Here is a 23,812-nt window from a genome sequence, read left to right as displayed (position 1 = left end):
GGTTGTTACGGTGTCATAAAGCCGGAACGATTAGGTTTCTTCCTTTATCCTTGGCAACGTAGAGGGCTTTATCAGCTCGCCTAAAGGCTTCGACAATATCGTTGGAGCCTTTACATAGTGTCCAACCTATACATGCTCCCAACTTCCTGTCATCAATCGATGCGATGCTTAGTTGGTTTATAGCACAGTGAAAAGCTTCCAATTGCTTTGCAAATTCCTCGGCTTCGCTAGACTGGCTATCATTAGGCTTTGTAATGCGCTTTGCAATGGCAAACTCTTCTCCACCATAGCGCGCGGCTACTTGCCCCCTATCATTAAGCGGCGCGAGAATGTTCGCAATGCCCTTTAGTACTTCGTCACCCACATCGTGTCCAAACGTATCGTTGATACTTTTGAAGTGATCTAAGTCGATTAGCGCAATGGCTAGCGCGTCATGATCGTGTAAGGTTTTATCAAACGTATTGTCTACGAACATATCCAGCGTACGACGATTGGGCAATTCCGTTAAACTGTCTTTGGAAGCTAGCTCTGCCAAAGTGCTATTCGTTAGTTCGAGTGCAAGGGTACGTTCTTTTACCAGCGCTTCTAATTTAGTTGCCTGCTCGCTTTTCAAACGCGCTGCTTCTTTCTGTGCGTCTCTTTCCCTTTGAACAACTTTCACCATATAACTCGCGGTGAGTGCGACCATAAATAGGCATGTCATAACTAGCCCTGACATGAAAGTGGCAACGGGCTCCAAGTAAAGGTCAACCTCAAAAAGAGCAATGACGGTCAAAATAAGCGTACTGAAGGTTATAGGAAGCATTGCGGCGGCAAGCCACTTGGCCCTGTCTGAGCTCCGTTTGTGTTCTGCGACGATAACAATACCCGCTATCAGTATATAAGGGAAAAAGAGGACAACAGGAAGTTTTAAGGCGATATCTAACCCCACCGTTTGCCAAAGTAAAATTCCCATAAAGGGCAACACTATACAAAAGCGTTTAACCGTTTTTGCCCCGTACACTTCGTGGTTGTCTCTGGCAAGAGTTTGAAACAATACCCAAAAGGCCGTAATCAAAACAGAATAAATGCTGATGGCATAGCTAATGTCATTCAAACTTGGTGTATTTGGCCACAGTAGTTCAAATGCGTAACCGAAAACGCGAAAAAACCAAAATGTTGTCGCAAAAATAAATGATGCAAAGCTCAAGAAAACTAAATTACGGCTGGCAATATAGCCTAATGCACAAAGTAGGGTAAGCAGCCCCATTGCGCCGAAAAATGCCATATCCCGCTGCAAGGTTTTCATATACAGGTTACTGTAATACTCAGGCGTAGCCACAGAGAAACTGTACCTAAGTATCTCGCCAGACATGGTGCCGCTAAATTCCGTATAAGATGAAGCTGGCAATACAGAAGGGAAGTGATAATTGGGCGTATTCACCGCACGAGTGTGGTAAGGCAAATCGTCGCCAGTTTGCCAGGTATTATGGCCGTCTGTAACAGCCAAGGTTTTTATAGCAGGGAAGCTTATCGAAAACCAAACGGGAACTTGTGTATCTAACTGATTATAAACACGAACTTTGAAATGCAAATACTGTGAAGGCGATCTATCAATAACGTCAGCACTATAAAACCATTCTTCATTGCCGTTAACATTAGCTGAGTCACTTACCGCAAAAACAACATCGCTATCTAAAGAAAGCATAGATTGTGGATTATTGAAATTAGCTGCGTTGGCCGTTTGGCAACAGCATGCTATTACAAGCCATGCGAGTAATAATCGCAGCATTCATCGTCCTTGTTTTATGTTTTTTATCTATAAATCAATATAGCACATTGTTTTTAGATTTGAGCGTGCAACAAATAAAACATAGGTATAAACGTTTGAAGCCCGTCGATAAAACGTTAACGAACTAACAACGATTTCAGCTTTTTGAGGTATCGACGGCTAACGGGTATTGAATTTACCGTCGTCCTTAGAAGCGTAGCAAGGCCATTATCCAAGAGTTTAATTTCTGCCACACATGATAACCTCACTAAGTATTGCCGGTGACATCGAACAAGCGCGGTTCTCTCTTCTAAGTTTTTTAAGGTGATAGCAAAATGCGTGGAGACAAAAAATACACCAACAGCAGCAAAATAGCGAACAAGTTCATGAAGTGTCCAGCGCCTCGCCCCAAGTAAAAACCAAACAAACTAAGCTCATGTGACATCAAATACCTTTTCGACAAAGACGTCATATATGAAGTAGCCAGTTCTAAGCGCGGCTATGCTAATAAAAGCAATATCACAGGGCATTGTTCTTATTTTTATAAAAGGGGCTTGTTACTTATGATGTAAACGCTGTGTACAACAATGTTTTAAATAGGTTAACGATATAAAAGTGTATATGCGTGGAAAAACAGTGGGTGGTCGCATAGCGAATTAAGCGGTAGGGAGTATGTAATTTCGCTCTACTGTTACGTGCAGTAAAATGCTAAAATCCGCGCAATTAACTACCAAGCCGTATCAAGCGTTTTACCGCAACACTAAATTTGCGCGGAAAAGCATTGCTTATCCGTTATAAAACGCGCCTGTAAATAATTGGTTTACAGGGATAATAGATAACGAAGATAAGTATTGATGTCAGATAAAAAGCTTCTTGAAGAGATTAAAAAGCGACGTACGTTCGCAATCATATCGCACCCGGATGCGGGTAAAACAACCATTACTGAAAAAGTATTGTTGTTCGGGCGCGCCCTGCAAACGGCGGGTACTGTAAAGGGGAAAAAGTCGGGTCAGCACGCTAAGTCTGACTGGATGGAAATGGAAAAAGAACGCGGTATCTCGGTAACTACCTCGGTCATGCAGTTTCCTTACAGCGACCACTTGGTAAACCTGTTAGACACCCCGGGGCACGAAGATTTTTCTGAAGATACCTATCGTACACTGACGGCGGTTGATTCTTGCCTTATGGTAATCGACGCAGCTAAAGGTGTAGAAGACAGAACCCGTAAGCTTATGGAAGTTACCCGTTTGCGCGATACGCCAATTGTGACTTTCATGAACAAGCTTGACCGCGATATTCGCGATCCTATGGAACTGCTTGATGAAGTAGAAACTGAGCTTGATATCCTGTGCGCGCCAATCACGTGGCCAATCGGCTGTGGTAAGAGCTTTAAAGGTGTATATCACCTTCACCGCGATGAGACTATTTTGTATCAGAGCGGCCAGGGTCACACTATTCAAGATGTACGTATCATTAAAGGGTTGGATAACCCAGAGCTAGATGCCGCAGTAGGAAGCGACCTTGTAGAAACTTTGCGCGATGAGCTTGAGCTTGTGCGCGGTGCATCAAATGAATTTGATCAAGAGCTCTTCCTGGAAGGTCAATTAACGCCTGTATTCTTTGGTACAGCATTGGGTAACTTTGGCGTTGACCACATGCTTGACGGGCTAGTTGAGTGGGCGCCTGCACCACTTGGACGTGAAACCGAAGAAGGCACAATCGAAAGTACCGATGGGAAGTTCAGCGGTTTTGTCTTCAAGATTCAGGCTAATATGGACCCGAAACACCGTGACCGTATCGCGTTTTGTCGTATTGTTTCGGGTAAGTACGAAAAAGGCATGAAAATGCGTAACAGCCGCTTAGGCAAAGACGTGCGTATTTCCGATGCCTTAACTTTCTTAGCGGGTGATCGTGCTTTACTAGAAGAAGCTTATGCCGGCGATATCATCGGCTTGCACAACCACGGCACTATCCGAATTGGTGATACCTTTACTTCAGGCGATAACTATCGCTTTACTGGCATTCCAAACTTTGCGCCAGAGCTATTTAAACGTATCCGTTTGAAAGATCCACTTAAGCAAAAACAGCTGCTCAAAGGCCTTATTCAGCTTTCTGAAGAAGGCGCAGTTCAGGTGTTTCGTCCCCTTGCAAACAACGATTTAATTGTGGGGGCGGTAGGTGTGCTTCAGTTTGATGTAGTAGTGGCACGACTTAAAGCCGAATACAATGTTGATGCACTTTACGAGCACGTAAATGTTGCTACAGCCCGTTGGGTTTATGCCGATGACGAGAAGAAACTAGACGAGTTCCGTCGTAAAGGTGAGCAGAACCTCGCCCTTGATGGAGGCGACAACCTGACGTACATCGCGCCAACAATGGTTAACCTGCAGCTATCGCAAGAGCGTTACCCAGATATTCAGTTTACGAATACGCGCGAAAATTAAGCTAGAAAAATTAATTAAAGACAATATACATTATGAACATACATGCACTATTAGTTAACCGTTTCACTGAAGCGCTACAAGAAATGGGCGTAGAAAATGCGCCAGTGCCAGTTTCGCGCAGTGCACGCCCCGAGTTTGGTGAATACCAGTTCAATGGCGCTATGGCCCTTGCCAAGCAGCTAAAGCAAAAGCCTCGAGATATTGCAGAGAAGATTGTCGAGACTGTAAAGCTTGATGATATAGCGAGTAAACTAGAAGTGGCTGGACCTGGCTTTATCAACGTACACCTAAACGACGATTGGCTATCTAACCAGTGTGAGCTGTCGTTAACCGATCCGCGTTTGGGTATCGCTAAGTCAAAAGAACAGAACATCGTTGTAGACTATTCATCGCCAAACCTAGCCAAAGAGATGCACGTGGGTCACCTGCGTACAACCATTATTGGCGACGCTGTAGTTAAAGTACTTGAGTTCTTGGGTCACAACGTAATTCGTCAAAACCACATGGGCGATTGGGGCACCCAGTTCGGCATGCTGCTGGCGCACCTATCAGACAAGCTTCAAGAGGAAGTGGCAGAAACTGCGCTGTCTGACCTTGAAGACTTTTATCGCGAAGCCAAAGTACGTTTCGATGAAGAAGAAGGCTTTGCCGACCGCGCTCGTGAATATGTAGTTAAGCTACAAGGTGGTGATGCTCAGTGTCTGGCGCTGTGGGAAAAGTTCATTGACGTGTCTATCGCTCACTCTGAAGAAGTTTACGCCAAGCTAAACGTAAGCCTTACCCGTAAAGATATTATGGGGGAGTCTGCGTACAACCACGACCTAGCTAATGTGATAAGCGACCTTAGAGAAAAAGGTATTGCGGTTGAAGACCAAGGCGCGCAGGTCGTGTTTATTCCTGAGCTTGCCGATAAGGAAGGTAACCCAGCTGTTTATATCGTTCAGAAGTCGGGTGGTGGCTATCTTTACGCAACTACTGACCTCGCGGCAATGCGCTATCGCAGCGGCAAGCTAAATGCCGACCGTACGCTTATTCTTACAGATGCTCGCCAAGCCCTGCACTTCAAGCAAACTGAAATTGTAGGCCGCAAAGCAGGCTTCATGAAAGAAGAGCAAACTTATGAGCATTGTCCATTTGGCATGATGCTAGGAAACGATGGCAAGCCATTTAAAACCCGTACTGGCGGTACGGTTAAATTGGTTGAGTTACTTGATGAAGCGGTTGAACGTGCAGGTAAGTTAATTGCTGAACGCGACAACGATTTAAGTGAAGAAGAGCTTAAAGAGGTTGCCCGCAAGGTAGGTATTGGCGCCGTAAAATACGCTGACCTATCTAAAAACCGCACAACTGATTACATGTTTAACTGGGACTCAATGCTAAGCTTTGAAGGTAATACTGCGCCATACCTTCAATATGCCTATACCCGTGTGAAAAGCTTGTTCAGAAAAGCGGGTGTGGATATGGCAACTATGCCGGTAGATATCAATATACTTGAGAAACAAGAGCACACGTTAGCTGTGTTACTTATGCAGTTTGAAGAGGTTATTGGCACAGTATCTCGTGAAGCGACACCTCATGTATTGTGTACGTATCTATACGATGTGGCTTCAGCGTTCATGACGTTCTACGAAGCTTGTCCAATGTTAAAAGACGGTATCGAGCCAACTGTACGCGACAGTCGTTTAGCACTGTCAGCTTTGGTTGCCAAAACCCTAGAGCAGGGTTTAACCCTACTTGGCATCGAGACACTAGAAAAAATGTAGCGTTCGCGGTACAACATAGTTATTGATATTGAGAAGGCTGACATAGATTGTCAGCCTTTTTTTATGCTTAACGCAAACGGCTAAAGCTACAGTTCATCAGTGCAAACATTTACTTTTATCGTTTATTCAGAACAGGAAAAGGCGCTGAATGCTTAAAAGTCGGAAACTACAAAAATATAACTCAAAATAAAGACAGGAAAATCTAATGACTAAGATCCTTGCATTTGCAGGTAGTACTCGCAAAGGTTCGTTTAACCAAGCTATTGTTAACATCGCTGCTGAAGGCGCCCGCGAGGCTGGCGCAGAGGTTACCGTTATAGATCTAGCCGATTTTCAAATGCCACTGTTTAACGAAAATGAGGAAGCCGAGTTTGGCATGCCGGAAAAAGCACAGGCGTTCAAAGAATTGCTAATGAGTCATGATGGTTTTCTTATTGCCTCACCAGAATACAACTCTAGCTACCCAGCACTGCTAAAAAATGCTATCGATTGGGCATCACGCATGGGGGAAGGTGAAAAGCCATTACAGGCATATCGCGGTAAAGTGGCTGGTATTATGGCCGCGTCAGCGGGTGGGCTAGGCGGTATGCGTGTGCTGGTGGTACTAAGAATGTTACTTGAAAACCTTGGTACTATGGTGCTGCCAAATCAAAAGGCTATTGCGAAGGTCAATACACTTATGGAAGATAGCGTAATTACGGATGAAAAAACCATTAAGCAGCTTAAGAATTTAGGTAAAGAAACTGCTGAGTTGGCCAGAAAGGTAATATAAGTTACTAGACTGCCTAACGAACGCTGATAAGGTTCTTAGAGCCTTAAATATGTTTGTTCAGTGGAATTTAAATAATGAAATTACACTAAAAGTGCTAGTCGGCATAACCGACTAGCATCGAACCTTTAAATTAGCAAAGTCTACAAATAATAAATATCTTAACCACGACTAATGACTTGTCTGCGACGTCTGAAACCTAACAAACCAAGACTACTTAGCGCAAAAATTCCTAACGATGTAGGTCCATTTACGTTCGTTGGAGCAGATGCGATATCTTCGGTAATACCAGCGTAAAGCACGTCAGACTGACTATAATTGTAAAAACCAAATGAACCATTGGCAAAGTTGCCAGAAACACTTAATTCCAGTTCTTCGTCTACAAAAACTTGAACCATCGAGGATGTAAATACTAAATCAATTGAATAGGTTGTATTGTCATTCCAGCCGGTACTTCCTAGTGTTGGGCCTCTTTGTAACTCTTGAAATCCTGACGTACTTTCATGTTGCCAAAATGTTGGTAGGTCTATGGCACCAGTAACACGAGAGATAGCTAGACCAGCGTTCGCTGTTCCTCCAAACCACTGCTGATTACTTTGTTTCCAATCTATTAAAAGGTAATCGGCGTTAGAATTATTAATATCTCCTGCATTATAACCGAGCACAAAACCGATGAAATCATCATCTGATGTGGTTCTTACTGTTATTTCACCCGATAAGGACAGCCCTTGACTATCGATACCACTAAAAAATACAGTGGGGTCACCGTTTGTTGACTGATAGACAGTATCGTTACCTGATTGTAAAGTCCAACTCCCGGCCCCTTCCGCTGTCCATGAACTTAAATCAACCAGTGCAGCTTGAGACATTTAGCTCATACAAAGTCCAACACCGCATAAAATACTATTTAATTTCCTGTTTCTCACATTTATTCCTTTATTATCCTGTGTACTTCTAGACAGTGATGAAAATTCACGTCCGCGGCCCAATAAGCAATTTTGGTGCATGTGAAATATTGCTTATTTTTCTTTAGGATAGCGTCATATGCGAGGAGGTTGGTCTAGACTTGTAAAGTTTTTTAACGGTGGCGGAGAGATGGGGGATTCAAATAATTAGCCAATTCATAGAGTATGTTAAGAATATTTAGGCATACTAAGTTGTACTTTTAATATCCTGTCGGTGAACGAATAAAACAGCTAATATTGATGTAGATAGCGCAAACTGATGCAGCCTGATTCTGGGTGGTACAACACTGCATTTTATATGCGCTTATAACTCTTAAACGGAAATATAAATCTCGGCAGCTTTCACATCACTTCCCGAGAATGTGCTATAAGCGATTCCCGCAATAACTACCCCTTCCCAATAGGGGCTACTAAAAAATTCGCGTATAAAAAAATATGAGAGACGTCTATAACAGCAATAAATGGTAGGGATGTCTTTATGCTGATATTTATAGAGCTAGTAAAGCGAATAATTTTTGGATAGAGGCACCTGTTTAATGAGTAGTGAAAAAAGTTACAAAAAAAATGCACTCGCACAGGCGCACGAAAGGTCTCAATCTACCCTAGATCACATGCGTACCGAGCTGTATCAGAAACGAAAAAGTAAAGGCTTTAATAGTGCAAGGGAAAACCTTTCACTTCTCTGTGACCCAAAAACATTTCAAGAGTATGGTCAATATGCAGTAGCGGCTCAGCGCCAGCGTAGAGGTTATGAGTCGTTAAAATCAACTACGGCAGCAGATGGCGTAATTACGGGGGTGGGGTGTGTCAATGAAGGCTTTTTTACAAAACAACAGAGCGCGGCTGCAATTATTGTCAACGACTACAGTGTTCTAGCTGGCACTCAGGGGTACTTCCATCACCTAAAGTTAGACCGTATATTTGACGTGGCGAAGCAAAAGTCTTTGCCCGTAATTATGTTTACGGAAGGGGGGGGCGGGCGACCTGGTGATACTGACGTCACAACGGTCAACTCAGGGTTACAGTGTAAGTCTTTTTCTTCATGGGCGGGACTTTCAGGAGTAGTACCTAGAATAGCGGTAAATAACGGCTACTGCTTTGCTGGCAATGCGGCACTATTTGGTGCCGCTGATATAACCATAGCGACAGCAAACTCATCGATAGGTATGGCTGGGCCTTCAATGATTGAAGGTGGGGGGCTTGGTAAATATGCGCCACAAGATATAGGACCTGTCGCATCTCAGGCGCGAAATGGCGTGGTCGATATTGTTGCTAAGGATGAAAATCACGCTGTCGAGGTGGCAAAATTTTGTTTGAGTTTTTTTCAAGGGGAAATAAAGCCTCAGCAAAGCTACTCTCAAGACGATATTTTTAGCTTATTACCAGATGATAGACGCTATAGTTATGAAGTGCGTAACATCGTTAATACATTGGTTGATAAAGACTCTTTTATTGAATTAAAAGCACAATACGGCCGTGCAATCATTACGGGCTTTTGTCGATTCAATGGTAAAGCTGTAGGGCTCTTTGCAAATGATTGTAGAGTACTCGGTGGGGCAATCGACGTTGATGCGGCAGAAAAAGCCGCGGAGTTTCTTGATATGTGTGAAGCTTTTCAAATACCTGTGGTGAGCTTGTGTGATACACCTGGCTTTATGGTTGGGCCTGAGCACGAGAAACAAGGAGCTGTGAGGCGATTAAATAAGCTTTTTGTTGCAGGCGCTCGTTTAAGTGTTCCGTTTGTCGCGGTAGTTTTGAGGAAGTGCTACGGGCTAGGCGCGCAAGCGATGCTTGGTGGCAGTACATCTAAGCCTGATTATACCGTATCTTGGCCTACTGGTGAGTTTGGGGCCATGGGGTTAGAGGGGGCAGTGAAGTTAGGGTTTAAGGAAGAGCTAGCTCAAATCAAAGGCGAAGCGGAAAGGCTTCAGCATTTTGAGAAATTGGTTCAATTGGCTTATGAGAAAGGTAAGGCGATAGAAGTTGCATCGGTACTAGAAATTGACGCGGTGATTGACCCAATTGAAACCAGAGATATTATTTCACATTTTTTGACGCAATCTTCCTAATGCCATAAAAAATCACCAATCAGTAGGGCAATTTATGCATTCATCCATAAACGTGCCTTGAAATGTAGCGTAATGAATGCGCGTACCGGTCAGATTTGCTCTGTACAAACTAGCATCGTTCAGTTTTGCTTCCTGAATATTGGCGTTAATCAGTGAAGCACCTTCAAAGTTTGCTTTGTTCATCCAAACCCGCTCTAAGCGTGCGGCACGTAAGTTGGTGTTTACCATTGTCGCACCTGATAAACGCGCTTGGTCCAAGTTAGCACCTGAAAAGTTGGAGCTAGTGAAATCAACCCCTTGACCGAAAAGCGCCCAGCCATCTACGCCTTCTAAGTTAGCATTGCGAACTTTTGAGCTGCGTAAATCTGCGTGTTTTAAGTTGGCGGTAGCTAAATCAGCGTGATCTAGGTTACTTTTCTTAAACGTCGCATAGCTTAAGTTGGCGTGCCTTAAATCTGTTTTGTTGAACTTAACGTTGGTGAATACTGCCCCGTCCAAATTTGCATGGCTCAAATCAGCACCGCTTAAGTCTGTATCGCTACACACTGTCTTTGGTTTTATTTCACATCCGTTGATAATTTTCACGTCATCTTCGAAATCGGGAATGGCACTGGCAGTTGCTGAATATAGGACAACTAATAATATGGGGAGTTGTTTGGTTGCTTGAAAACGTAAGCGCATGAGAGCTCCTTAATGCCAAGAGGCGTTTTCACCGCCTCTCGGTTGGGTTTGTTGCAAAGATAAAGCTATTGTTTAGCTAGGTTTTGCTTTTTATTGTGATTAGGAAGTTTAAATACCCAGAACGAACCACCTTGCGCGACAGGTTTGGTAAGTTCAGCCATATCTCCTCCCCACAGCGGTACTGCACCACCATACCCTGACGCTAAGCCGATGTATTGCTCACCATCCTCTTCCCAGGTGATAGGGCATGAAATGATGCCCGAGCCCGTTTGGAACTTCCAAAGTTCTTCACCGGTTTCCTCATCGAAAGCTTTGACATAGCCATCGCCCGTTCCGGTAATAATGAGTCCGCCTTTCGTCGCCAGTACCCCAGCCCACATAGGGAGCTTTTCTTTATGCGTCCATTTAATTTCACCTGAAATGGGGTCTACGGCACGAAGTACGCCTACGTGATCGTCATACATGCGCTTAATTCTAAAACCCTGTCCTAGGTAAGCTGCACCTTTCTTATAAGTCACTTCTTCGGTCCAGTAGTCTTCTTTCCAGTGGTTTGCGCCCATATAGAACCAGCCGGTATTCTGGCTGTAGGCCATCGGGTTCCAGTTCTTCCCGCCCAAGAATGGAGGCGATACCTCTATTGACTTTCCTCGTTTTTCACCCGGCTCAGGCATTGGTGGGCGTTGTCCGTCTACTTCAACTGGGCGACCCGTGTCAGGATCTATATGTGTGGCCCACGTAATGTTATCTACAAAGGGAAAGCCTCTGATGAATTCACCGTTTTGTCTGTTTACTACATAGAAAAAGCCATTTCTGTCTGCATGAGCCGTCGCTTTTATTAGCTTTCCATTATCGTAATAGTCAAATAGAACAAGTTCATTGTTGCCAGAGAAATCCCATGCGTCGTTAGGTGTATGTTGATAGAACCATTTAACCTCACCAGTGGTTGCATCTACACCCACTTGTCCGGAAGTATAAAGGTTATCCCAATCTCGCGGATCGCCGCCTTTGGCGGTGCGTTTCCATGTATTCCAAGGAGCGGGGTTACCTGCACCTATGATGATAGTGTTAGTTTCAACATCGAAGCTTGCACTCTGCCATGGTGCACCACCACCGTGGTGCCAAGCCTCAACCATTTCGCCGTTTTCATCCTTCGGCCACGTTGTCACCTCGTATGAACCACCGGTAGGCGTGCTGTCTTTTCCATTTAATCTTCCCATGTGTCCTTCTACAAATGGACGCATCCAAATCTCTTCACCTGTTTCAGGATCGCGTGCAAACAGTTTTCCTACAACACCAAACTCATCACCTGATGAACCGTGAATAAGCATGACCTTTCCTGACTTTTGGTCTTTAACAATCGTAGGTGCTCCCGTCATGGTGTAGCCTGCACGATAGTCTTCAAAGCGCTTCTTCCATTTTACTTTGCCCGTTAGCCGGTCAAGGGCAACAACGCCAGCATCCAGCGTACCGAAAAAGACTAAGTCACCATAAATTGCTGCGCCGCGATTTACCACGTCACAACACGGTCGAATCCCTTCTGGTAGGCGGTGGGCGTAGTCCCACAACTTCTTACCTGTTTTTGCTTCATAGGCGTAGATACGGGAGTAGCTACCGGTTACATAGACAATACCGTCGTACACTATTGCCTGGGACTCTTGACCCCGTTGCTTTTCATCACCAAAACTCATCACCCAAGCCGGAGATAGCATGTGTACATTTTCTTTGTTGATTTGATCAAGTCCGCTGTAACGCTGAGCTTCAGGACCCATACCATACATCAGCACGTTCTCAGGCGTCTTGGCATCATTTTCAATGTCTGCCCATGTCACGCCATCATCCGCATATAAATGTGAACTCGTACCTAAACCAATAATTACGCTTAAGGCCAATGAAGCCTTTGAATAGAACTTAGCCATAGTTTTATTTCCACTGTTACCTTGATGTTGTGTTAACAGTATGTAACTAAGTAGAGGCTCTGATAAACGGATTCCGTCCTTCAAAATGCGGGAAAAATTCCCTTAGATTGAAGTGTAATGAAAATGCTAATATATTGATTTACATGGTATATCTTTATCATGAGACAAAGTCTGTACCAAAGGAGTATAAAAAAGATACGAAAGTACAGGGAAGTTTTCCCGACCTTATTTAGTGGCGCTTGTTTAGCTGGCAATTTTGATGTAACCCTGCTTTATGGCAAGGTGAACAAACTCGGCATTTGTCTGTAGCTCAAGTTTTCGCTTGAGCTGGGTGATAACGTTTGAGACCGTCTTTTCAGAAATATTGAGGCTTTCAGCGACCTGTTTTCGGCAAAGCCCGTTCGCTATACCAAGGAATATATCCAACTCTCTTTGTGTCAGATCTGTTAAGTTGCCTCCGGAATGTGACAGGTTGAATGTAGCGAGCTCAATTGCTGTATTGTGTTCCAAATAACGCCGGCCTTTAATGATAGAGGTCACCGCGCTTATCAGCACATCAGGTTCACTTTGTTTGCTAACATAGCCCATTGCCCCAAGTTTCATAGCTCTATCGATGATGGAAATATCATCGAACATACTGAACATAAGTACTTTTGCGTGCTCCCAGCGCTGAACAATATATTCTGCTAGCGTGAGTCCGCTGGTGGTTCCTAAATTAATGTCTAAAATAATGAGGTCGAAGTAGTTGGCTCGGAGTGCATTTGTGGCTTGCTGCGCATTTTTTGCATTGGTGACGACAGCGCCTTCGAGTACCGACGATAACAGCGTAGAAAAGCCTTCTCTCACTATCGCGTGATCATCAACAAGTAAAATTTCCATAGCTGCGCTTTATTCATATCACCATAGAATGAGCATGCCACGGTAGGCGTGTGAGACGAATAGCACTTTAGTGCCCAATCATCTCACACTTTAGAAGGATATAAGTTAATTTAAACCTCGCTGTGTTACTAAGTAGCTAGCAAAACTTCCAAGCCAGTGGCTTCCCATGTAGTGCATATCACCAAACACAGCGTTTAATCCTGTATCACGGTGTTCTTTTAGCGTTTTCTTCAGTATTGGTAAGCGTGCGTCATCGTCTGGTAAAGCGCTCATGATGCCTTCAATCATCCACGCACGACTGATATTCAGTCCGTCTAGGTGAGCGAGCTTACCATCCGTTTTGTCTGTCACAGTTGCAGGCGCTAGCCAACTAGATGTTTTAGCAGTTAGAGCTGGGAAAAACGCTGAAAGCCATTGGCTGTAGTCTTTTTTAGCCATTACTCGGCGCATTAGGTCGGCTTCGGCCAAACACGGTGATAGGAAATCCTGTCCTGAAGGCTCGTAGACTAGGGGGCACTGCTTGTCGGCCTGATAATAATCTTTCACTCTAGACGTTAGCAGTGCTTCAAACTCCTTGTTATCTGCAACCTTCGCCCAGTCTAACATTAATCCAAAAGCAAAGGCGGTTTGGCTATGCTCCCCCGTTCGGATAGGGTAAGCCAATTTAGGTAACCACGCGCTTACTCTGGCTACAATTTCTTCCTCAAGCGGTAATAACGTGTCTAGCCATATTTTTGCTTCTGGAATAGGTGATTGGCGTAGTTCCGCGGTTAATTGTAGAAACCAAGCAAGGCCATAGGGACGCTCAAATGACGCGTTATTTGAGCGCTTAAGGCTAGCCAGTTCACCTTGAATGTTCTCTGTTGTAAAGCTGGTGTTGAGCTTTCTAATGATTAAGTTTTTATCAATAGTGTCTTGCGCTGTGTTTAGCATTCTTACTAAAAGCCAATGGCCATGTACCGACGAATGCCAGTCTAAACAACCATAAAAGGCTGGGTACAGTTCATTAGGCGCTTTAACGTCATCGGCACTATTCATCATGTGTTTTACTACATTCGGAAATTCTTGATGAATGCAGTGAAGTGCAAGATTGGCAAAAACGCTTTCGTAATTGTTGTTAGAAGTACCTATGGAGTAACTTGCATCTGTACTAATACTGCTGGTGCTATCGGCTTCAGCTGTTGGTGTACTAGTGGCGAAGGCGTTGTGGGTAGCGATTATGGCAGTTAACGCAACACTGCGGCGAATAAAGTTCTTTATTTTCATCTTTTTTTTAAGCATGGCTTCGTGAGCTTTTTCAATTACAAATCTATCGCCAATGTATAGTGATAGGTGATTTGAATAAAGTGCTGCGCGACGTATAGCGTGCCAGCACTTTAAGTAGCGGCTTAACGTGTAAACCGAGCGGCCTTAGTTTTAATTCAGCTTTCGATACTTTCTAGTTTGTCAGTAAACTCACTCGTACAACCAATATTTTTTAGCACCCACTGTGCGTTGTAATAGGTGTCGCCATACCTTTCCCCGCTGTCACACATAAGTGTAACAATTGAACCCGCTTCACCCTTTTGCTTCATTTGTTTGGCAATGCTAAGCGCGCCCCATAAGTTAGTTCCGGTAGAGGGGCCGGCTTTTATTCCCATGGTATTGTTTAACCAATGCATAGTAGCAATACTGGCTGCGTCTGGAACTGCAATCATGTCGTCTATAACGTCGTGCTGAAAAGAGGCTTCCACTTTAGGTCGTCCAATTCCTTCTATGCGGCTTCCACGGGTAGCAGTGAGTGTATGAACCTTATCTTTGAAGCTATCAAAAAACACACTGAATTCCGGATCGACCACAATAAGTCTAGAAGAGAGACCTTTGTATCGTATGTAGCGGCCTATGGTTGCTGATGTTCCACCTGTGCCGGCACTCATAACCACGGTGTGTGGCACAGGGTGGGGCTCGGCTTTCATCTGCTCAAAAATACTTTCAGCAATATTATTATTGCCGCGCCAGTCTGTAGCGCGCTCAGCGTAAAGGAATTGATCCATAAAATAGCCGTTAAGTTCTTTCGCTACTCTAGTAGCTTCGCTGTGCATTTGTGTAGGGCAGTCGACAAAATGACATTGACCACCGTAGCGTTCAATAAGCGCTATTTTACTTTGGGCGGTAGACTTAGGCATAACGGCAACAAACGGCACACCAATCATTTTTGCAAAGTAAGCTTCAGACACCGCCGTGCTGCCTGATGAGGCTTCAACGACCGTAGTTCCTTCTACAATTTTTCCATTACACAAAGCATACAGAAAGAGGGAGCGAGCCAAACGGTGTTTTAAACTGCCTGTGGGGTGAGTGCTTTCATCTTTTAGATAGATGTCGATACCTTGAAATGCTATTTGCTCAAGCTTTATCAAATGGGTGTCTGCAGAGCGCTGATAATCTGCATTGATGGTATTAATCGCTTTTGAAACCCAGCTTTTCATAACACTTCTCTCTTTCTATTAAATTTTTGCGCTTCACTTCGGAAATGCTTTCTGCAGTTAAAGTACAAGGACTGCAGTGCTTTCTTTAGGTGTCACGAAAAGATTATCAGTACAGTATGAGTAAATGGTTTTTTTATTCCATTTTATATCGGTTCTTATGAAATTAACTCGCACAGATGGGTTTATAGGCGCAATAATATTCCAAGTTATAAATGTGGGTAAGAATGGTAAAGATGAAAATTAATCTCAAGTGGTGAAGCCAAGGGGAAAAAGGAGCCGAAAGGAAGGTAACTTTAGATAAGGTTTATTGCACGTAACGCTAAACAGACCCTTGCTATTCTTCAGTACAAAAAAGTTCAGGATCTTCATGTATATTGGTATCTTTAAGTAACGACTTTACTATAAGGTAACAACATGAAAATTAGGGCGCTTTTCTTTGCAACTGCTCTTTTACCCGCATTATGCGTATCTACATTGGCTTATTCGGACGAAAAGCAAATGCTAAAAGTCGCTACGTTTAATGTAAGTATGGAAGCCACTAACTACAAAGCCTTGGGCATGAAGCCGAGCGACAAAGTACTTCAACACGTTCTGTCTACGGGCGAGCACCCTCAAGTTAAAAATATTGCTGAAATCATTCAACGTGTGAACCCTGATATTTTAATGTTGAACGAATTTGACTACATCGCAGATAAACGCAAAGGGGTAGAGGCTTTTATAGAAAACTACCTGAACGTTTCCCAGCAAGGGCTTGAACCGGTTGACTACCCTTACACGTACGTTGCGCCCGTAAACACTGGCGAACCCACTACATTTGACTTAGATAATAATGGTAAGGCCGAAGGTATGGGTGGCGATGCCTATGGATTTGGATTATATCCAGGGCAATACGGAATGGCGCTACTCTCAAAATACCCTATAAATGTGGATGGTATCCGTACCTTTCAAAAATTCAAATGGCACCATATGCCTCATCCCCAAGCCCCTGTTATTCCTGATGAAAATGGCAATGTGGACAATGGCACCCCTTGGTACGATGTAAATGAGTGGGCTGCATTGAGGTTAAGTTCAAAGTCTCACTGGGACGTACCTGTTAACGTGGGTGGTAAGATCGTACATGTGTTAGCAATGCATCCGACGCCACCGAACTTTGATGGAAGCGAAGACCGAAACGGTAAGCGCAATTTTGATGAAATTAGGTTGATGGCAGATTACCTTTCGCCTGACAAAGGCGCCTATATCTATGATGACACGGGTGAAAAAGTTAGCCTAGCAAACAATACGCGCTTTGTACTTGTAGGCGATTTTAATGCTGCCGATATCGGCGACAAACACCGTGAGGGTGTAATAGAACAGCTAACTGAACACCCGCTTGTCAATAACGACACAATTCCAACAAGCGCTGGTGGTGCGGGCGCGTCCGGCACTGAATTTAGTAAGCGTTTTACCGCTTATTGGGGAGCAAGAGCCGACTATGTTTTGCCATCTCGTTATGGCTTTAACGTTAACGAAGCAGGTGTATTTTGGCCTGCCAAGACTAGTGACCTGCACCGACTAGTGAAAGATCGCGAAGCAAGCTCAGATCATAGGCTAGTCTGGGTAAGCTTGTTGCTAGAACAAGATAAATAAAGGCCATAAAACGATTGCCCATTATTTACTTGTTGTTTTATATCATTTGAAATGGCCGCGGCAAGCGGCCTTGTGTAGCCCAATTTGGCCCAATCTAGTTTAGTTGCGCTTTTCGGTTTTGATCTGATACCGAATTAAATATTGTGAAGTAGGCCACTACCGCTAAATTAGCGACAAACCAAAGGTCTTTAATAACGAACTGCCCTAAACGGTTAACAATGGTGGCACTATTAAAGGTATCAGGCACGCTAAATAAAAACGTTTGAGTCATCAAAAATACGGATAAACAAGCGATTCCACTCGCAATGATCATTGGCTTGTTCTTAGTGTAAATACCTAGGCCCAAAACAAGCGCAAAAAAGACGTCAAAACTACCTATTACATTCGATGCTCCCTGTACACTGAACACATCATAAAGCCATGACATAAGCGGTGAGGTTTCTACTAACCCAACAATTGCATTGGCTTCAAACTCGAAAAACTTCATGCTCCCTATCCATAGTAAAACCATGGCTACAGGTGCAAAGTTAAGGTAAGTCAGCTGTTTATACGAAAGTTTGTCGCGATAAAACAAGAACAGAAAAAGCGGTAATACTGCGAAGTACTTGATGATGCCTTGACCACTTCCAATAATCGGGAAGCCGCCTAAATCGGCCATCCATCGCCCGGGAGATAACAAGGTGAGTAGGGGGATTGCAGTGACCAATGCAGCGAATAGCATAACCGTTTTTGCTGACACTAGCTTAAATCGTGCAGCAAATGTCATTAAAGCTAGCAGCAATAATGTAATTCCAGTGATAGCACCAAGTGCACTTTCGCTAACCATTGCACCTAACGAATAGAAGTTAAAAGTAGTTATTAATGCATTAGGGTTTGCACCCAGTAAAAACGTTAGGCCAAGAACAGCGAAGCTGAAGGCTATTAAGGCGGTTACTAGGTTTTCGGTTTGGTGTAATGTCATAAAGCATCCGTAAATACTGCAAGTTTTGCGAAGTTTATGTAGAGACCCGCCTAGGTATCACTAAAATTTCAATGGTTTGATAGTTAATTGGGCACAGCGCAGCGCACGAATAAGGATTTATCGAAAAATTAAGAACTTATCTAATAGCAATGGTCATAAGTATCGCAGGTTTAAAAAAGCGCGGTTTTTAAGTAGTGGTTGTTTAAAAGTAAAAACAAATTGAGGGAAAGAATGAAACAGGCAAGCGTTAAGATACGGCATCGGTTTGGGGCCTGGTTGGTAGTGGGCTTGTGTGCAACTTTAACGGCGTGTGGTGCGCAGCCCCCAGAAGTTATTGAACAGCCTATAGCAAGTGTTGAAGACGTCGAAAAATTAGAGCAAGTTGTTGATACCTCATTACCTTTGGTACAGCAGGCCTATTCCATTGAGTCTGAAAAAGTGTGCGATAAACACGGGGGTAACTGGAAGAAAGTAGGCCGACAGCAGGCATATGCTTGTGTGCTACCCGCAAAGGACGCTGGCAATGCGTGTAATGACAGCAGTGAATGTGAAGTGGCTTGTGTTACAGGAAACAATCAGGTGGAAGCTGGGCAAAAAGCCAGTGGGGTGTGTTTAGAAACTACCGACCTATTTGGCTGCAGAGCTTATGTATCTAATGGTGTGGTAGAGCATACCCTGTGTGTTGATTAAGCGGACGCTGAATGAAGCGCACGCTATCTGCAATGCGCTTCATATAAAATGCGTTAGTTGACGTTCGGGAAGTCGAGCCTGTCCAGTTCGCTAGCCGTTTCATTACATTCGCCTAATAGGTGTAGCCTATCTTCGGTTTGATGTGTATCGATTTCGATATAGCCGGTTTGGCAGTAACCGGTCTCTTCCAATTTATCATCAAGAGAGGCATAGAGCTGCTCTGTCATTCTATCACTGCTATCTGACGATTTTTGTGATGAGCCTCCTCGGTTTTCCGGCCCTCCACGGCCGCCACGACCACCACCTTCACCACGGCCTCCTCTGCCGCCGCCACCTTTAGCGCTTTCTCGCTGTTTCATCAATGGAATGCTAAATGCGAATAGCTTAGTACCGTCTTGCTTGATCTTAGTTTCAAAGAATATCTCATCCATGTCTAAAGGCGGTGGCCTATGAGCACACGCACTGACAATTAAGGAGGTTGTTATTATTAAGAAAGTTTTTTTCATTTTATTTTACGCTTATTTGAACCACTTCTCTTCGAGAGTCAAAGGTCTTTTAAGTTGCGGCTGCAAGTGTAAGTTTTAGGTAAAGTAATCATGCGCCGTAAAAAGGTTTACCGTTTTACCATAGCGCTAATTGTGCAACACTTGCGTATTTATATTTCAAATAACTTATATCAGCAATTTTCTTATTTACAGGGATAGGTTCCATGCTTTCCAACATCATTTGTTTTGCGAAAAATATTGTTGTGTCGTTAGTGGCAATTTTTGTGTGCTTTGGCGTACTCGATTTCATTTGGCTTGGCGCTATTGCTGATGGCTGGTATCAAAATGAAATGGAATCGCTGCTCAGAAGCCAGTTCATCACGTGGCCTTGGGTAGTGTTCTATTTAATGTATGGATGCGTAGTGTTTGTACTTGCTGTGGTAGCAAACAGAGAGAAGTCGCTACTTTATGCTGGAATAGATGGCGCGCTTTTAGGATTAGCCAGTTATGGCGCTTACAACTTAACGGCATACAGCATTATTGAAGGCTTTACTTTGTTCATCATGCTAGTTGATTGGGCTTGGGGAACTTGCCTAACCAGCGCGAGCGCTATGGCCGGCTGGTTAGGGTTTCAGTTTGTTAAGGGAAAGAGTAACGAATAATACGCTTTAACACGCTGGCGTATTGTTTAAAAAAGCCGCCAGTGTTGTAGTGCATGGCGTGTTCTTTGAATACGGCTTCTACCTTGGGGGCCATTTCTCTGTAGCGCCTAGCAGGAATATTTGGGAACAAATGGTGCTCAATCTGAAAGCTTAAATGCCCAGTAAGAACGTGAAACAGGTTGCCGCCTTTGATGTTCGATGAGCCTAGCGCTTGACGATAGTACCACTGTCCTCGCGTTTCGTTAACGCAATCTTCCTCTTTAAATGTTTCTACATCGCCAGTGAAATGACCACAGAAGATGATAGTCGACGTCCACAAATTGCGCAGTAAGTTGGCAACAAGGTTACCTGCAAGTACCCATAAAAATAGGGGGCCTGCTATCAGAGGAAATAGCACATAGTCTTTTACCAATTGACGCGCCCCTTTACTGAAAAAGCGCTTCTTAAGCTCGCTATGGGTAACCTGATTCTTGCGGTTATCTTTCTTCTTTCCAAAAAAGACCCGCTCAGCAGCCATCTCGTGATAAGACACGCCCCACTGAAACATCACGCTAAGTACGATATAAGTCGCGAACTGCCATAGGTTTTTTATACGCCATCTGAAATCGGTAGACAGGCGAAGCAAACCGTAGCCAAAGTCTCTGTCTTTGCCAATAATGTTGGTATAGGTGTGATGTTCGTAATTATGAACGCGATTCCAGCTTGCGCCATCACAGGCAATATCCCACTCATAGCCTTTCGAATTAATATGTTTATCGTTCATCCAGTCGTACTGACCGTGCATCACGTTGTGGCCAATTTCCATATTGTCGAGTATTTTAGCCGTTGCTAAGCTTAATACGCCGGCAACCCAAAGCAGCGGTTGAATGAATCCCAACATCAGTAGTATCCGGCCGCTCCATTCGCAAATACGCTGAATGAGAATAATACGTCGAATATAGGCGGCATCTTCAGCACCTACTTTCTGTTTGATATCGGCTTTGATTTCATCAAGCTGGGCGGCAAGAAGCTCGTAGTTAGGTTTCTTTTCGGTACTCGTTGCCCCAATTACTTGAGTCTTATGAGTTTCACACTCCGGTAAGCGAGCTTGTTTAATCGCTGCTTCACGGTGTTGTTTGTCTATTGCAACGCTAGTGTTCATAGTTGAATCTCCACATCGGTAACGGCTTGTGATACACACAACTGAATAAGTTGCTCTGCGCTATCTGAAAGTTCGCCAGTACGGGTATCTCTTACCACGCCCTTTTTCTTAACACATTGGCACTGATGACAGATCCCCATTCCACAGCCATAGGTCACAGGTTGTTCTGCCTGTTGAAGCTGTGAAAGCAGGGTTTGCTGATTGTCGATAGCCAAAGACTGGCCATTGTGAACCAAAGAGAAGGTTTCGCTTTCGGTAAGGCTGGTGTGGCTCACCACAGGCAGTGCAGCAAAATGCTCGCTTGAAGCGGGCGCGCCAATTGTTTTTGCATAAGTTTCTACTTGCTTGAACATGGCATGTGGGCCACATACTAACCAGTGTGCATTGGCAAAATGACACAAATGGGCTTCTACGTCGCCGTCTTTTTGCTTAGTTAAAACATCATAGGTGAAGCTTTTACGACGTTTACTGAAGGCTGATAACTCGTTAAGCAGTACATGTTCGTCTGGCTTAGCAAAATAAAGCAAATGCACCTTAGTGTGATTTACCTGTGTGTTGTTAACAGCATCGTCGAGCATCGCAATGAAAGGGGTAATGCCTGAGCCGCCCGCAATCATTAATATAGGCTTTTCCGTCTTAGGCCATACAAACTCTCCCATGGGGGCTGAGATATTTACCCATTGATTAGGCACACAGGTATGAAGGTAAGGTGTTAGTGCGCCATGGGCTTTTACCTTAGTCACCAAGCGAATCTGCTTGTCTCTTTGGTGGGTATTAGCACCACTTGCTATGGTAAATACGCGGGTGGTGAGCCTGCCATCAATTTCTATGGTCAACGCAATATGCTGCCCCGCTGTATGCGTGGGCCACGAACTATCTGGCTCAAGTACCACCTCGAGCATATCCGTGCTTAAGTTTTTTACTGTCGCAACTCTGGCTCTGAAATATCCATCGCGCCATGCGGGTTTAATTTGCTGCATCAGTACTTCCCAATAGCCCTTCCAAGAGCCGTGGTGGAATATTCGATCAGTAAATTTATCTAGTAATAGTCTCAATGTAGAAATCACACCTATTTATCGTCGGAATATCTTCAATACAAAAAGATTGAAAATATTTAAGCGTACAAGTGTACGCTAGTTCAGCGCACAAGTGTAAGCTTAAATTTTTGTACGTCAAGAGTAGAGGTGCAAAATTTGGGGGAACGCATTCGAAATGGGTTAATACTTTTGCGAAAAAATGCAAAAGTGCGGGTTCTAAACTTGTTTAAACGAGACTGTTTAAACGAGACAGGCAATGATTCGATTGCTCTGAAGCTCTGAAACTTTCGAATCTGTACCTGTGTACACTTTATTTTCAATGAATATCGATTCACTATCATGAAGAGTCAATCAAGTTAGAAAACCGCTATGCCTAAAGCCAGAAAGTCGCAGATTAGTTTAAATGATACGCCTTATTATCACTGTGTTTCACGCTGTGTTCGCCGGGCTTATCTATGTGGTGAAGAGAATGGCAAAAGCTTTGAACATCGACGTAAATGGGTAGAAGACAGAATTCACTTTTTGAGTACCGTATTCACAATTGATGTTTGTGCTTACGCAGTAATGAGTAATCACACTCACTTAGTGCTCCACGTATCTAAAAATCAAGCAGAATCACTCAGTACAGAAGACATCATCCAGCGCTGGCACTACCTATTTAAGGGAACCTTACTCTCACGGCTATATTTGTCTCCCGGGTCGAGGAAAGATTTAAGCGAGAATCAACTCGAAACTATACAATCGACTGCAGAAGTGTGGCGCAAACGACTATTTGATATCAGCTGGTTTATGCGCTCACTAAATGAATATATCGCTAGAGCTGCTAACAAAGAGGATGACTGTACAGGTCATTTCTGGGAGGGGCGATTTAAGTCACAAGCATTGTTAGATGAATCTGCTCTTGCTGCTTGCATGGCATATGTCGACTTAAACCCAGTGAGGGCTAAATTGGCAAAAACTCCGGAAGAATCTAGTTGCACTAGTATTAAATATAGAATTCAGACGGCCAAAGCGGGGAAAAAAACCAAAAGACTGATGCCTTTCATGGCGAAGTCTAACCGTGAGATGACGAATAGTTTACCTTTTACCTTTGTAGATTATCTTCAGCTTATAGATGCATCAAGTCGAACTATTCAGCCAAATAAACGGGGCAGTGTTGAACACGACTTGCCTCCAATTCTCACACGCTTAAATATTGAATTAGAGCAATGGTTAAATTTAACCACCGAGTTTGAAAGAAGCTTTAAGCACGCAGCTGGAAGGCTTATAAACCTTGAGCGATATGCACATAATCAAAACTTAAAAAGGGTTCATGGGCGACAAAACGCTCTGAGATTGCTAGGTTAAGCCCCGTTACGAATACTCTTAGCCAATTTTCATATACCTAAAACTGTCCAACAGTCTAGCTATTTTACTATTTCCCCATATTTCAGAAGCTTACCTCTTGCTCTAAAAGGCATCAGCTATCATCGACTGTAATTTTGTGGACTTTAAGAGCCCAACATC

Annotated in this window: 20 protein-coding genes; 8 read left to right on the top strand and 12 right to left on the bottom strand. The window is 43.8% G+C overall.

Going from position 1 to position 23,812, the window contains the following annotated elements; translation table 11 throughout:
• Positions 1-13: 13 nt before the first annotated feature.
• Positions 14-1,771 carry a diguanylate cyclase gene (locus D1814_RS02320; protein ID WP_118489918.1) on the bottom strand — a complete coding sequence of 586 codons (1,758 nt, stop codon included), beginning with the start codon at positions 1,769-1,771 and terminating at the stop codon, positions 14-16.
• A 116-nt stretch (positions 1,772-1,887) separates the two neighbouring features.
• Entirely contained in the window at positions 1,888-2,079 is a 192-nt protein-coding gene (locus D1814_RS02315) for a LytTR family transcriptional regulator DNA-binding domain-containing protein (protein WP_409049198.1), read from the bottom strand.
• A gap of 525 nt (positions 2,080-2,604) precedes the next feature.
• On the opposite strand from D1814_RS02315, the gene prfC reads away from it, so the two are divergent.
• From prfC to D1814_RS02300, 3 genes are all read left to right on the top strand, one after another.
• Positions 2,605-4,194: a peptide chain release factor 3 gene (gene prfC, locus D1814_RS02310; protein WP_118489917.1), complete on the top strand. Its 1,590-nt coding sequence runs from the start codon at positions 2,605-2,607 to the stop codon at positions 4,192-4,194.
• Positions 4,195-4,226: 32 nt separating this feature from the next.
• A complete protein-coding gene (gene argS, locus D1814_RS02305; RefSeq protein ID WP_118489916.1) occupies positions 4,227-5,957 on the top strand; it encodes an arginine--tRNA ligase in 1,731 nt (576 codons plus the stop codon).
• Between the two features lie 205 nt (positions 5,958-6,162).
• Complete coding sequence (locus D1814_RS02300; protein WP_118489915.1) at positions 6,163-6,729, top strand: NADPH-dependent FMN reductase; 567 nt, start codon at positions 6,163-6,165, stop codon at positions 6,727-6,729.
• Positions 6,730-6,887: 158 nt separating this feature from the next.
• Here D1814_RS02300 and D1814_RS02295 read toward each other — a convergent pair whose 3' ends face one another.
• The gene (locus tag D1814_RS02295) at positions 6,888-7,595 is read right to left on the bottom strand and encodes a PEP-CTERM sorting domain-containing protein (protein ID WP_118489914.1); all 708 of its coding nucleotides are present in this window, start codon (positions 7,593-7,595) and stop codon (positions 6,888-6,890) included.
• Positions 7,596-8,227: 632 nt separating this feature from the next.
• Here D1814_RS02295 and D1814_RS02290 point away from each other — a divergent pair.
• A complete protein-coding gene (locus tag D1814_RS02290; RefSeq protein ID WP_118489913.1) occupies positions 8,228-9,760 on the top strand; it encodes an acyl-CoA carboxylase subunit beta in 1,533 nt (510 codons plus the stop codon).
• A 12-nt stretch (positions 9,761-9,772) separates the two neighbouring features.
• Here D1814_RS02290 and D1814_RS02285 read toward each other — a convergent pair whose 3' ends face one another.
• The 5 genes from D1814_RS02285 to D1814_RS02265 all read right to left on the bottom strand — a co-directional run bounded on the left by D1814_RS02285 (position 9,773) and on the right by D1814_RS02265 (position 15,701).
• The gene (locus D1814_RS02285) at positions 9,773-10,441 is read right to left on the bottom strand and encodes a pentapeptide repeat-containing protein (RefSeq protein ID WP_118489912.1); all 669 of its coding nucleotides are present in this window, start codon (positions 10,439-10,441) and stop codon (positions 9,773-9,775) included.
• Positions 10,442-10,506: 65 nt separating this feature from the next.
• On the bottom strand, positions 10,507-12,357 hold the full coding sequence (locus D1814_RS02280) for a methanol/ethanol family PQQ-dependent dehydrogenase (RefSeq protein WP_118489911.1): 1,851 nt from the start codon (positions 12,355-12,357) through the stop codon (positions 10,507-10,509).
• A gap of 243 nt (positions 12,358-12,600) precedes the next feature.
• Positions 12,601-13,236 (bottom strand): response regulator transcription factor, encoded by a 636-nt coding sequence (locus tag D1814_RS02275; RefSeq protein ID WP_118489910.1) that lies wholly within the window; start codon positions 13,234-13,236, stop codon positions 12,601-12,603.
• 105 nt (positions 13,237-13,341) lie between these two features.
• Complete coding sequence (locus D1814_RS02270; protein ID WP_118489909.1) at positions 13,342-14,598, bottom strand: DUF2891 domain-containing protein; 1,257 nt, start codon at positions 14,596-14,598, stop codon at positions 13,342-13,344.
• 59 nt (positions 14,599-14,657) lie between these two features.
• Positions 14,658-15,701, bottom strand: a complete 1,044-nt coding sequence (locus D1814_RS02265; protein WP_118489908.1) for a PLP-dependent cysteine synthase family protein — start codon at positions 15,699-15,701, stop codon at positions 14,658-14,660.
• A gap of 414 nt (positions 15,702-16,115) precedes the next feature.
• Between D1814_RS02265 and D1814_RS02260 the strand changes: the two genes are divergently transcribed.
• On the top strand, positions 16,116-17,330 hold the full coding sequence (locus D1814_RS02260; RefSeq protein WP_118489907.1) for an endonuclease/exonuclease/phosphatase family protein: 1,215 nt from the start codon (positions 16,116-16,118) through the stop codon (positions 17,328-17,330).
• 94 nt (positions 17,331-17,424) lie between these two features.
• Here D1814_RS02260 and D1814_RS02255 read toward each other — a convergent pair whose 3' ends face one another.
• Positions 17,425-18,291, bottom strand: a complete 867-nt coding sequence (locus tag D1814_RS02255; protein WP_118489906.1) for a DUF417 family protein — start codon at positions 18,289-18,291, stop codon at positions 17,425-17,427.
• Between the two features lie 231 nt (positions 18,292-18,522).
• On the opposite strand from D1814_RS02255, the gene D1814_RS02250 reads away from it, so the two are divergent.
• Positions 18,523-18,981, top strand: coding sequence for a hypothetical protein (locus D1814_RS02250; protein ID WP_118489905.1), 459 nt, complete (start codon positions 18,523-18,525; stop codon positions 18,979-18,981).
• 53 nt (positions 18,982-19,034) lie between these two features.
• Here D1814_RS02250 and D1814_RS02245 read toward each other — a convergent pair whose 3' ends face one another.
• Positions 19,035-19,412 carry a hypothetical protein gene (locus tag D1814_RS02245; protein ID WP_118489904.1) on the bottom strand — a complete coding sequence of 126 codons (378 nt, stop codon included), beginning with the start codon at positions 19,410-19,412 and terminating at the stop codon, positions 19,035-19,037.
• Positions 19,413-19,690: 278 nt separating this feature from the next.
• On the opposite strand from D1814_RS02245, the gene D1814_RS02240 reads away from it, so the two are divergent.
• Positions 19,691-20,128, top strand: coding sequence for a DUF2177 family protein (locus D1814_RS02240; protein WP_118489903.1), 438 nt, complete (start codon positions 19,691-19,693; stop codon positions 20,126-20,128).
• Here D1814_RS02240 and D1814_RS02235 read toward each other — a convergent pair.
• Complete coding sequence (locus D1814_RS02235) at positions 20,106-21,269, bottom strand: fatty acid desaturase family protein (protein WP_118489902.1); 1,164 nt, start codon at positions 21,267-21,269, stop codon at positions 20,106-20,108. The genes D1814_RS02240 and D1814_RS02235 overlap by 23 nt on opposite strands.
• Positions 21,266-22,324: a flavin reductase family protein gene (locus tag D1814_RS02230; protein WP_232368960.1), complete on the bottom strand. Its 1,059-nt coding sequence runs from the start codon at positions 22,322-22,324 to the stop codon at positions 21,266-21,268. Before D1814_RS02230 ends, D1814_RS02235 begins: the two co-directional genes overlap by 4 nt.
• A 351-nt stretch (positions 22,325-22,675) precedes the next feature.
• On the opposite strand from D1814_RS02230, the gene D1814_RS02225 reads away from it, so the two are divergent.
• Positions 22,676-23,653 (top strand): transposase, encoded by a 978-nt coding sequence (locus tag D1814_RS02225; RefSeq protein ID WP_118489900.1) that lies wholly within the window; start codon positions 22,676-22,678, stop codon positions 23,651-23,653.
• Positions 23,654-23,812: the final 159 nt, after the last annotated feature.

The sequence above is a fragment of the Alteromonas sp. BL110 genome (genome assembly GCF_003443615.1).
Classification (GTDB): Bacteria; Pseudomonadota; Gammaproteobacteria; order Enterobacterales; family Alteromonadaceae; genus Alteromonas.
Note: the sequence above shows the minus strand (reverse complement) of the source record. Positions and strands in the feature narration are given on the sequence as shown.